Below are 10,909 nucleotides of genomic sequence, written 5' to 3'. Positions count from 1 at the left end.
GCGGGGCGCGCGCCTCTTCACAAGTTCCCGACGTCCGTCCAAACAGCGCCTCACGCGCCGTGACCCACCACGCGGCACGGCAAGGGGCCCGCACCTTCCCGAGGTCTACATGTCGAATCCCGCCGAGCACTTCATCCTCACCCTCTCCTGCCCCAACCGGCCGGGCATCGTGGCCGCCGTGTCCACCTTCCTGTTCGAGAAGGGCTGCAACATCCTGGAGGCCCAGCAGTTCGACGACCAGGAGAGCGGCCGCTTCTTTACCCGCATCGTGTTCAACGTAGTGGAGGGCGACGCCGGCATCGCGGCCATCCGCGCCGGCTTCGCCGCCATAGCGGAAGGCTTCTCCTCCACCTGGACCCTGCGCTCCAAGGCCGAGAAGCGCCGGGTGCTGCTGCTCGCCTCCAAGTTCGACCACTGCCTCGCGGACCTGCTCTATCGCTGGCGCATCGGCGAGATCCCCATGGAGCTCACCGGCATCATCTCCAATCACCCGCGCGAGACCTACGCCCATCTCGACTTCGACGGCGTGCCCTTCCACCACCTGCCGGTGACCAAGGACAGCAAGATGGCGCAGGAAGCGAAGATCTGGGAGATCTTCCAGTCCACCAACACCGAGCTGGCCGTGCTCGCGCGCTACATGCAGGTGCTGTCCGACGACCTGTCCGCCAAGGTCTCCGGCAAGTGCATCAACATCCACCATTCCTTCCTACCCGGCTTCAAGGGCGCCAAGCCCTATCACCAGGCCCATGCCCGCGGCGTGAAGCTGATGGGCGCCACCGCCCACTACGTGACGAGCGACCTCGACGAAGGCCCGATCATCGAGCAGGACGTGGAGCGCATCTCCCACCAGGATTCGCCCGACGACATGGTGCGCAAGGGCCGCGACATCGAGCGCCGCGTGCTCGCCCGCGCCATCTCCTGGCACGTCGAGGACCGGGTGCTGCTTAACGGCAGCCGCACGGTGGTGTTCCGCGACTGAGCCCCGCCGGCACTGGTGTTTCGTGAAAGGTCAAGGCCGGTCCCTCGGGGCCGGCCTTTGCGTTTGGGAAGGGCGGAAAGGCGCTGGACAGGGATCTTGATACACTATATCAAGATCGCCGGATCGAGGTGAGCATGTCCATCGAAAGCCTTCTGCCGCAGAACTCCGTGCCGTCCCGGACGCTGCCGGAGCCTGCCGTGGCGGGCACCGGCGGCCACCCTGGCGCGCATGTGCACGGTGGCTCCGCTGCCGCGCGCGCGCCGCGGGGGACCCGGGTGGGTCCGTCGGTGCTTCGCCTCTCGCTCGCGGCGCGGCTCGCGCTCGCCGTGGCGCTGCTGCTCCCGCTCTGGGTCGCGGTGGCGCTGGTGGTGGGCCGGACGGTGGGAGGCTGACAATGGCGGCGCAGATTTCCTTCCGCGACCTGACCCTCGGCTACGAACGCCATCCCGCCGTCCACCACCTTTCGGGCGAGGTGGCAGAGGGCGCGCTGCTCGCCGTCTGCGGGCCCAACGGCGCCGGCAAGTCCACCCTTCTGAAGGGCATCTGCGGCGCCCTGCGCCCGCTCGGCGGCGCGGTGGACCTGCATGGCGTCTCCCCGCGGGATATCGCCTACCTGCCCCAGGGGGCGGAGATCGACCGCTCCTTCCCCATCAATGTCTACGATCTCGTCTCCATGGGCCTGTGGCGGCGCGCCGGCCTGTTCGGCGGCATCGGCCGGCGCGACCGCGCGCGCATCGAGGAAGCGGTTTCGGCCGTCGGGCTCGAAGGGTTCGAGGATCGGCCCATCGGCTCCCTCTCCGGCGGGCAGATGCAGCGCACCCTGTTCGCGCGCCTGCTGCTCCAGGATGCGCGGGTGATCCTGCTGGACGAGCCCTTCACCGCCCTCGACGCCAAGACCACCGCCGACCTCGTGGATCTGGTGGGCCGCTGGCACGGCGAGCGGCGCACCGTGCTCGCCGTGCTCCATGATTTCGATCTGGTGCGCGCCGCCTTCCCCGAAACCCTGCTGCTGGCCCGCCAGCCCGTGGCCTGGGGCCCGACCGGGGATGTGCTGGCGCCGGAGAACCTTCTGAAGGCCCGCCGCATGGGCGAGGCCTGGCAGGCGGACGCCGCCACCTGCCCCGTGGCGGCCTGAGCCGGAACGCCCGGCCCGAGAGAGATACGACATGCGCAAGCCACCCCACGGAGCCGCAGGCGTGGCGCCGGACGGCGGCGCGCGCCTGAACCCGAGGACGAGACCCTTGCGCGAAAACCGCGGCATTCCCGCCGACGCCCGGCCTGAAGGTGCGGCATGAATCTCTACGAGACCCTGATCTCCCCATTCGTGGAGTTCGAGTTCATGCGCCGCGCGGTGGTGGGCGTGTTCGCGCTCGCGCTGGGCGCCGGGCCGCTCGGCGTGTTCCTGATGCTGCGGCGCATGTCGCTCACCGGCGATGCCATGTCCCACGCCATCCTGCCGGGCGCGGCCATCGGTTTCCTGCTCGCGGGCCTCAACCTCTATGCCATGAGCCTCGGCGGCCTCGTGGCAGGGCTGCTGGTGGCGGTGGGCGCGGGCGTGGTGGCCCGCGCCACCGAGCTGCGGGAAGATGCCTCGCTCGCCGCCTTCTACCTGATCTCTCTGGCGCTGGGCGTGCTCATCGTCTCGGTCCGCGGGTCCAACGTGGACCTGCTCCATGTCCTGTTCGGCACCGTGCTGGGCATCGACGACGACGCGCTTCTGCTCATCAGCGGCATCACCACCCTCTCCCTCATCACCCTGGCCATCATCTGGCGGCCGCTGGTGATGGATAGCGTGGACCCGACCTTCCTCGCTTCGGTGAGCCGTTCCGGCGGGGCGAGCCATGTCGCCTTCCTCACGCTGGTGGTGCTGAACCTCGTGGGCGGCTTCAACGCCCTCGGCACGCTGCTGGCGGTGGGGCTGATGATGCTGCCGGCCGCCACCGCCCGCTTCTTCGTGCGCGACCTGAGCGCGCTGGTGGCGCTCGCCTCCGTCATCGCCTTCCTCAGCGGGCTGGCGGGCCTGCTCGTCTCCTATCACCTCGGCACGCCGTCGGGCCCGTCCATCATCCTGGTGGCGGGCGTGGCCTATGGGGTCGCGGTGATCTTCGGCCCGGCGGGCGGGGTGCTCTCGCGCCTCCTGCCCGGACGCCATCTCGAAGCCTGAAAGGAAGCCTCGATGCTCTCCAGACGTCTCGTCCTCGCCGCCTCCCTGGCCGCCTCCTTGGCCGGCGCCCTCGGCATGGGCGGAGCCGCCCTCGCGCAAAGCGAGCCCAAGAGCGCGCCCACCGGCGAAAAGCTGCCGGTGGTCGCCTCCTTCTCCATCCTCGGCGACTTCGTGAAAGAGGTTGGCGGCGACCGCATCGCGCTGACCACCATCGTCGGCCCCAACGGCGACAGCCACGTCTACCAGCCCACCCCGGCCGACGCGAAGAAGCTCGCCGCAGCCAAGGTTATCTTCGTCAACGGCTTGGGCTTCGAGGGCTGGATGGACCGCCTCGCGAAGGCATCGGGCACGAAGGCCCTGGTGGTCACGGCCACCAAGGACATCACCCCGCGCACCCGCACCGCCGCCGAGCCGCAGGAGGACGAGGACGCGCACGGCCACGACCATGCCAAGGGCAAGAAGGACGCCCACGGGCACGATCAGCACGATCATGGGCCCATCGATCCCCACGCATGGCAGTCCATCGCCAACGCCAAGGTCTATGTGGCGAACATCCGCGACGGACTGATCGCCGCCGACCCCGCCGGCAAGGACGCCTACACCGCCAACGCCGCCGCCTACACCGCGAAGCTCGACGCCCTCGAAGGCGAGGTGAAGGCGGCCATGGCGGCCATTCCCGCCAGCCAGCGGCGCATCATCACCTCCCACGACGCCTTCGGCTATTTCGGCGATGCCTACGGCGTCACCCTGATCGCCCCGGAAGGCGTCTCCACCGAGAGCGAGGCTTCCGCCAAGGACGTGGCGCGCATCATCCGCCAGATCAAGGCGCAGAAGATCCCGGCGGTGTTCCTGGAGAACGTGAGCGACCCGCGCCTCGTGCAGCGCATCGCCAACGAGAGCGGCGCCAAGATCGGCGGCGAGCTTTATACGGACGCCCTCTCCGATGACAAAGGCCCCGCGAACACCTACATCCTGATGATCCGGTCCAACGTGAAGACGCTCTCCTCGGCCCTTTCGAGCTGAGCGGCGCGCGGGACCCGCGAGATTTCTCCGCGCGGACCTTTGTCCGCGACACCCCCGCGACGCCCGGCCGGAAGCCGGGCGCGCGTTCATCAAGGTGTGACCCATGGCCGACACGCAGTCCGACAAGACCTCCGAAGGCAAGACTTCCGCCGACAAGATCCCCGTCACCGTCCTCACCGGCTACCTCGGCGCCGGCAAGACCACGCTGCTCAATCGCATCCTCTCGCAGCCGCACGGGAAGAAGTTTGCCGTCATCGTCAATGAGTTCGGCGAGATCGGCATCGACAACGACCTCGTGGTGGGCGCCGACGAGGAAGTATTCGAGATGAACAACGGATGCGTGTGCTGCACCGTGCGCGGCGATCTCATCCGCGTCATCGACGGCCTGCTGCGCCGCAAGGGCGACTTCGACGGCATCATCATCGAGACCACGGGCCTCGCCGACCCCGCCCCCGTGGCACAGACCTTCTTCGTGGACGAGGAAGTGCAGGCCAAGACCCGGCTCGACGCCGTGGTGACGGTGGCCGACGCCAAGTGGCTCTCCGACCGGCTGAAGGACGCCCCCGAGGCCAAGAACCAGGTGGCCTTCGCGGACGTCATCCTCCTCAACAAGACCGACCTCGTGAGCCCGGCCGAGCTGAACGAGGTGGAAGCCCGCATCCGCGGCATCAACCCCTACGCCAAGCTCCACCGCACGCAGAAGTCGCAGATCGACATCGCCAAGGTGCTGAACCAGGGCGCCTTCGACCTCGACCGCATCCTGGAGATCGAGCCCGCCTTCCTGGAGGAAGACGAGCACGAGCACCATCACCACGACCATGAGCACGGCCCCGACTGCGGCTGCGGCCATGATCACGAGCACCACCACCACGGCCTGCACGCGGTGCACGACAACGAGATTCAGTCGGTGTCCTTCTCCACGGAGAAGCCGCTGAACCCCGAGCGGTTCTTCCCCTGGGTGCAGCAGCTGGTGGCGACCGAAGGCCCCAACATCCTGCGCTCCAAGGGCATCCTCTCCTTCAAGGACGACCCGGATCGCTTCGTGTTCCAGGGCGTGCACATGATTCTCGACGGCGACCACCAGCGGCCCTGGAAGGCGGACGAAAAGCGCGTGAGCCGCATCGTCTTCATCGGCCGCAAGCTCGATGAGGAATGGCTGCGCAACGGCTTCCTCTCCTGCGAGGCCTGAGCGCGTAGGCGCGGCCCATCGTCCGCCCCGGCCGATCGCGCTTGCGGTCGGCCGGGCCACGGCGCACCTTGGGTTACCGGCGCGCCCCCGAGAGCCGCCGGCGGCCGGAGGACGCAGCATGCCCGACCCCATCCTCGCCCCGGCGCAGGTTCCGCCACCCGAGCCTCCGGTTCCGGAAGACGCCGCGGCGCCTACGCGCATCCTCGACTTCAGCGGCCCCTACGACCTCGCCCGCGACGAGGACGCCGAGGCCGCGCCGCAGGAAGGGCGCGACGGGGCGGCGCTGATCGCGCGGCTCCTGCCCGTCTCCTTCGCCGATCGCGGCGACCTGCTACCGGACGCGGCGGCCGCCGGGCGCCATGCCCTCCAGACCATCCTCGGCTTCCAGCAGGCGATCGGCCGTCCCAAGCGCACGCGGCTCCTCTATTGCGCCGGGCCCCGTCATGCCCCGCTTCCGGAGGGTCTGGCCGGCGACCCGCACATCGACATCCTCACCACCGACGACGCGGCGGAGGTGGAGGGCGCCATCACGCCGAAGACCGCCGGCATATTGATCGCCCCCGTGCGCACGGCGCTCGCCCTGGAGCTGCCGCCGCGCGACCTTATCGCCGTGCTGCGCGAGGCGACGGACGGCTACGGCATCGTCTTCGCCTTCGACGAGACGGCGGGCGGCCTCGGACGCACCGGTATGAGCTGGGCCTATGAGTGGAGCGGCGTGACGCCCGACCTGATGATCGTGGGCGCGGGCCTTGCCGGAGCGACGCCGCTCGCGGCGGTGCTGGCCACCGACAAAGTGGCGCGCGGCGCGCCCGCCCCCGCCGCCGTGGACCCGGCCGCGGTGGAGATCGCCCACCAGCGGCTCGACCAGATGCTCGCGCCGGATTTCGAGGCGACGGTGCAGCGGCGCTCCTGGGCCCTGGAGGATCGCCTCACCCAGCTCTCCTATCTCCACCGGCCGGTCTACACCGCCGTGGTTGGCCTCGGCCTGATGCAGGGGCTGGTCTGCACGGGCGACACCGCTGCGCTCGCCGCCCGCGCGGCGGCCCACGGGCTTCTCACCCGTCCCATGGGCAACGTCCTCGGCCTGTTCCCCGCCCTCACCGTGAGCGAGGCAGAGCTGGACGCGGCGGCCGACATCCTCGCCCGCATCGCGGGGGAAGCCGGCTAGAGCATTTTCAAGCGAAGTGGATCCCGGTTCGCGTGAAGAAAATGCGTGATCTCGATAATCTAGAGCAGTTGCCGCGAGCCAATACGAGCGGAAGACGCTCTGACGGCCGCCCGGAGACCGCTCAGCCCACCGCCAACGCCGGAACCGGCTCTCCGGCCGCGTCGGCCCACGCCCGCGCGAACACCCGGCCGATGCCGATGACCACCGGATCGTCGTGGCCGATGCCGGCCATGCCCGCCGCCAGCTCCGAAAGCGGGCCGCTCCAGCGCCGCTCGTCGCGGCGGCTCACATTGGCGGCGATCACCACGGGCGTCGCCGGGGCCATGCCCTCGCCCAGCAGGCGGGCCGCGATGTCGGGCGCGGTGCGTCCGCCCATGTAGAACACGGTGGTGGTGGCGGGATCGGCCGCCGCGCGCCAGTCGATCGTTTCCGGCAGCACGCCCTTGCGCGAATGGCCGGTGACGAAACGCACCGCCTGGGCGGCATCGCGATGGGTGAGCGAGGTATTGAGCCCCGCCGCCAGGGCACTCGCGGTGGTGATGCCCGGCACCACCCGCACGGGAATGCCGGCGGCCTCCAGGGCGGCGATCTCTTCTCCCGAGCGGCCGAACACGGAAGGATCCCCCGCCTTGAGCCGCACCACGCGCTTGCCCTGGCGGGCGAAGCGCAGCATCAGCGCGTTGATATCCTCCTGCCGGCAGCTCTCGCGGCCGCCGCGCTTGCCCACCAGCATGCGCCGCGCCTCGCGGCGGGCCAGCTCCAGCAGTTCGGGCGAGACGAGGTCATCGAACAGGATCACGTCCGCCGACTGCAGCGCGCGCATGCCCTTCAAGGTGAGGTATTCGGGATCGCCTGGCCCCGCGCCCACCAGCGTCACGGAGCCTGCCTCAGGCGCCGGCAGAGCCGCCGTCCAGTCCTCGTCCTCCGGCGCGCCGGGAGCGGCGAAGGCGCGCTCGGCGAAAGCCTCCCAGAAGCGCCGCCGCGATCCGCCCGGGGCAAGGGCCGATGCCACCCGCCCGCGGATGCGCGCCGCCAACGCCCCCCAGGCCGCCAGATGCCGGGGAAGAAGGGTCTCGATCCTGCGCCGGATGGCCTGCCCCAGCACCGGCGCCGCGCCATCCGTGGAGATGCCCACCACCACCGGAGAACGGTTCACGATGGAGCCGAACTGGAAGGTGCACAGCGCCGGCTTGTCGATGACGTTCACCGCCACGCCGGCCCGGCGCGCGGCGGCGGCGAAGGCTTCCGCCTCGGCCCCTTCGAGATCGGCCACCGCCAGCGCGAACGTGCCGAGGTCCGCCTCCCGCCAGGACGCGCCGACGTGAACCGCCCGCCCTTCCAGCAGGAGCGCTGACATCGCCTCCCCCGGCGACGTTGCGCGGACCTCGACGCGCGCGCCGGCCGCCTCCAGAAGCTCCGCCTTCCAGGCGGCGGCGTCCGAGCCCCCGGCGACCAGCACCGGCCTGCCCTTCAGCGGCAGGAAGACAGGGAGGACGGCCAGCGGCTCCACCCTCGGCGGACGGGACGGAGCGGGCATGCGATCGAGGCGCGGCGTGGCGGTTTCCATCACGGTCCCCCTATTCCGCCGCGACCTTGGCCGCCGACGGCACGACATCCAGGGAGAGGAACAGGGCGCCGTCCTCATTGCGCAGGGGGAAGGCGCGCACCTGCCCCTCGTCCGCCCCCTGGGCGGCGCCGGTTTCCAGCGAGAGCACCCAATTGTGCAGCGGGCAGGTCACGGCATGGCCGTGGACGATGCCCACCGAGAGCGGGCCGCCCTTGTGGGGGCAGCGGTCCTCCAAAGCGAACACCGCGTCGTCCGCCGTGCGGAACACGGCGACGCGGCCGAGGGGCGTCGTCACGCAGCGCGCGCCCCGGCGCGGGATGTCGTCGATGTGGCCGATGGCGATCCAGTTCATGTCGGTCATCCCGCGCCCCTCACTCCGCCGCCTCGGCGATGACCGCCATGGGCTTGAACTCGTGCTTGTCCTTGCCGGAAACCCGCTCCGACCAGGGGTCCACCTGGGCGAACTTCTGGGAGAAGACGAAGCGCTCGAAGTATCCCGCGCGCTTCTCCGCGTCGTTCAGGATCTGGGCGCGGATCTCGTCGTATCCCACCCGCTTCGCCCATTTGTAGATGCGCTCGAGGTAACGGGCCTGCTCGCGATACATCTGGGCGAGGGCCACCACATGCTCCAGCGCCTCGTCCTCGGTCTTCACGGTTCCGAGGATCTCGGTGCCCTTGATCTCCAGGCCCGCCGCGCCGGCGAAATGGATCTCGTAGCCGGAATCCACGCAGATGATGCCGATGTCCTTGCAGGTGCTCTCCGCGCAATTGCGCGGGCAGCCGGAAACGGCGAGCTTCACCTTGGCCGGGGTCCAGGAGCCCCACATGAACTTCTCGATGCGGATGCCGAGCCCGGTGGAATCCTGGGTGCCGAAGCGGCACCATTCGGAACCGACGCAGGTCTTCACCGTGCGCAGCCCCTTGGCGTAGGCCTGGCCGGAGACGAAGCCCGCCTTGCCGAGGTCGCCCCACACCGCCGGCAGGTCTTCCTTCTGCACACCGAGAAGGTCGATGCGCTGGCCGCCCGTGACCTTCACCATGGGGATGGCGAACTTGTCGACGACATCCGCGATGGCCCGCAGCTCATCCGCCGAGGTGACCCCGCCCCACATGCGCGGCACCACCGAATAGGTGCCGTCCTTCTGGATGTTGGCATGCAGGCGCTCGTTGACGAAGCGGGACTGGTAGTCGTCCGCGTATTCGTCCGGGTATTCGCATACGAGGTAGTAGTTGAGCGCGGGACGGCACTTGGCGCAGCCGCAGGAGGTCTTCCACTCCAGCTCCTGCATCACCGCCGGGATGGATTTCAGCCCCTTGGCGCGGATGAGGCGGCGCACATCGTCATGGCCGAGGTCCGTGCAGCCGCACACCGCCTCCACCGCCGCCGGGCTAAAGGCATCGCCCAGGGTCAGCGCCATGAGCTGCTCGACAAGCCCGGTGCAGGAGCCGCAGGAGGCAGACGCCTTGGTGTGGGCGCGCACCTCCGCGAGGGTCGTGAGACCCTTCTCCCGGATGGCGGAGACGATCCGGCCCTTGGAGATGCCGTTGCAGCCGCAGATTTCCGCGTCGGCGGCAAGCGCCGCCACGGCGGCACCCGGCGCAGCACTGGCGCCCGCACCCTGGAACGCCTGGCCGTAGATGAGAGTGTCGCGCAGGTCCGACACGTCGGCGCCGCGCTTCAGCATGTCGAAATACCAGGGGCCGTCGGCGACATCGCCGTACATCACCGCGCCGACGATGCGATTTTCCTGCAGCACGAGGCGCTTGTAGACCCCCGCCGCCGCGTCGCGCAGCACGATCTCCTCGCGCTCCGGCCCCTCCGCGAAATCGCCCGCGGAGAAGAGGTGCACGCCCGTCACCTTGAGCTTGGTGGAGGTCACCGAGCCCTGGTACTCGCCCTGCCCGCCGGAAAGGCGATCCGCCAGCACCTTGGCGCTCTCGTAGAGCGGCGCCACGAGGCCGTAGCATTGGCCGCGATGCTCCACGCACTCGCCGACGGCGTAGATGGAGGGGTCGGACGTGCGCATGCCGTCGTCCACCACGACGCCGCGATTCACCGTGAGCCCGGCCTCCTTCGCGAGCCGGGCCGAGGGGCGGATGCCCACCGCCATCACCACGAGGTCGGCGGGCAGCACGCGCCCGTCCTCCAGCGCCACGCCCTCCACCTTCCCGGTGCCGAGAATGGCCCCGGTGTTGGCCTTGGTGAGGATGGAAATGTCGCGCGCGGCGAGCGCCTTCTCCAGCAGATAGGCGGCGGCGGGGTCGAGCTGGCGTTCCATGAGGGTCGGCATGAGGTGGAGCACGCTCACCTCCATGCCCTGCCGCTTCAGGCCGTAGGCGGCCTCCAGCCCCAGCAGGCCGCCGCCGATGACCACCGCCCGGCCACCGCGCTTCGCGGCCTCCAGCATGCGCGAGACGTCGTCGAGATCGCGATAGGCGACGACGCCCGGCAGGTCCGCGCCCGGCACGGGAATGATGACGGGCGTGGAGCCGGTGGCGATTACCAGCTTGTCGTAGGCGGCGGTGATGCCGTTGGCGGCGGTCACCGTCTTCGCCGCGCGGTCGATGCCGGTCACCCGCGCGCCCTTGTGCAGGGTGATGCCGTGGTAGGCGTACCAGGCATCGTCGTGGATGATGATGTCCTCGTAGGCCTTCTCGCCGGATAGGACCGGCGAGAGCATGATGCGGTCGTAATTGACGCGCGGCTCGGCGTTGAAAATGGTGATGTCGTAGAGGCCGGGGGCCTTTTCGAGCAGCGCCTCCAGCATCCTGCCGGGGGCCATGCCGTTGCCGACGATGACGAGCTTCTGGGTCACGGC

10 protein-coding genes are annotated in these 10,909 nt (G+C 69.8%); 7 read left to right on the top strand and 3 right to left on the bottom strand.

All coding sequences use genetic code 11. The features are described from left to right. Window positions 1–109 precede the first annotated feature (109 nt). The 7 genes from purU (at window position 110) to V5F75_RS12800 (ending at window position 6,523) form a co-directional block, all read left to right on the top strand. Complete coding sequence (gene purU / locus V5F75_RS12830) at window positions 110–979, top strand: formyltetrahydrofolate deformylase (RefSeq protein WP_394034605.1); 870 nt, start codon at window positions 110–112, stop codon at window positions 977–979. Between the two features lie 134 nt (window positions 980–1,113). Next, entirely contained in the window at window positions 1,114–1,371 is a 258-nt protein-coding gene (locus V5F75_RS12825; RefSeq protein ID WP_394034606.1) for a hypothetical protein, read from the top strand. A 2-nt stretch (window positions 1,372–1,373) separates the two neighbouring features. Next, window positions 1,374–2,114: a zinc ABC transporter ATP-binding protein AztA gene (gene aztA / locus V5F75_RS12820; protein WP_394034607.1), complete on the top strand. Its 741-nt coding sequence runs from the start codon at window positions 1,374–1,376 to the stop codon at window positions 2,112–2,114. 156 nt (window positions 2,115–2,270) lie between these two features. Next, the gene (locus V5F75_RS12815) at window positions 2,271–3,143 is read left to right on the top strand and encodes a metal ABC transporter permease (RefSeq protein WP_394034608.1); all 873 of its coding nucleotides are present in this window, start codon (window positions 2,271–2,273) and stop codon (window positions 3,141–3,143) included. A gap of 12 nt (window positions 3,144–3,155) precedes the next feature. Next, window positions 3,156–4,166, top strand: coding sequence for a metal ABC transporter solute-binding protein, Zn/Mn family (locus V5F75_RS12810; RefSeq protein ID WP_394034609.1), 1,011 nt, complete (start codon window positions 3,156–3,158; stop codon window positions 4,164–4,166). A 103-nt stretch (window positions 4,167–4,269) separates the two neighbouring features. Then, a complete protein-coding gene (locus V5F75_RS12805; RefSeq protein ID WP_394034610.1) occupies window positions 4,270–5,355 on the top strand; it encodes a CobW family GTP-binding protein in 1,086 nt (361 codons plus the stop codon). A gap of 118 nt (window positions 5,356–5,473) precedes the next feature. Beyond that, window positions 5,474–6,523 (top strand): aminotransferase class III-fold pyridoxal phosphate-dependent enzyme, encoded by a 1,050-nt coding sequence (locus tag V5F75_RS12800; RefSeq protein WP_394034611.1) that lies wholly within the window; start codon window positions 5,474–5,476, stop codon window positions 6,521–6,523. Between the two features lie 121 nt (window positions 6,524–6,644). Here V5F75_RS12800 and cysG read toward each other — a convergent pair whose 3' ends face one another. Genes cysG through nirB form a run of 3 tightly spaced genes read right to left on the bottom strand, consistent with a single transcriptional unit; the run spans window position 6,645 to window position 10,906 of the window. Next, window positions 6,645–8,090: a siroheme synthase CysG gene (cysG, locus tag V5F75_RS12795; RefSeq protein ID WP_394034612.1), complete on the bottom strand. Its 1,446-nt coding sequence runs from the start codon at window positions 8,088–8,090 to the stop codon at window positions 6,645–6,647. Window positions 8,091–8,100: 10 nt separating this feature from the next. Beyond that, window positions 8,101–8,442: a nitrite reductase small subunit NirD gene (nirD, locus tag V5F75_RS12790; RefSeq protein WP_394034710.1), complete on the bottom strand. Its 342-nt coding sequence runs from the start codon at window positions 8,440–8,442 to the stop codon at window positions 8,101–8,103. 19 nt (window positions 8,443–8,461) lie between these two features. Next, on the bottom strand, window positions 8,462–10,906 hold the full coding sequence (gene nirB / locus V5F75_RS12785) for a nitrite reductase large subunit NirB (protein WP_394034613.1): 2,445 nt from the start codon (window positions 10,904–10,906) through the stop codon (window positions 8,462–8,464). Between the last annotated feature and the right edge of the window lie 3 nt (window positions 10,907–10,909).

This window comes from Xanthobacter albus (genome assembly GCF_043194895.2).
In the GTDB taxonomy this organism is placed as follows: domain Bacteria; phylum Pseudomonadota; class Alphaproteobacteria; order Rhizobiales; family Xanthobacteraceae; genus Xanthobacter.
This window is presented reverse-complemented; position numbering and strand designations above follow the sequence as displayed.

Bases quoted from the DNA above. Each gene is read 5' to 3' on its own strand.
- purU (WP_394034605.1), top strand. From the start codon at position 110: ATGTCGAATCCCGCCGAGCACTTCATCCTCACCCTCTCCTGCCCCAAC.
- V5F75_RS12825 (WP_394034606.1), top strand. From the start codon at position 1,114: ATGTCCATCGAAAGCCTTCTGCCGCAGAACTCCGTGCCGTCCCGGACG.
- aztA (WP_394034607.1), top strand. From the start codon at position 1,374: ATGGCGGCGCAGATTTCCTTCCGCGACCTGACCCTCGGCTACGAACGC.
- V5F75_RS12815 (WP_394034608.1), top strand. From the start codon at position 2,271: ATGAATCTCTACGAGACCCTGATCTCCCCATTCGTGGAGTTCGAGTTC.
- V5F75_RS12810 (WP_394034609.1), top strand. From the start codon at position 3,156: ATGCTCTCCAGACGTCTCGTCCTCGCCGCCTCCCTGGCCGCCTCCTTG.
- V5F75_RS12805 (WP_394034610.1), top strand. From the start codon at position 4,270: ATGGCCGACACGCAGTCCGACAAGACCTCCGAAGGCAAGACTTCCGCC.
- V5F75_RS12800 (WP_394034611.1), top strand. From the start codon at position 5,474: ATGCCCGACCCCATCCTCGCCCCGGCGCAGGTTCCGCCACCCGAGCCT.
- cysG (WP_394034612.1), bottom strand. From the start codon at position 8,090: ATGGAAACCGCCACGCCGCGCCTCGATCGCATGCCCGCTCCGTCCCGT.
- nirD (WP_394034710.1), bottom strand. From the start codon at position 8,442: ATGAACTGGATCGCCATCGGCCACATCGACGACATCCCGCGCCGGGGC.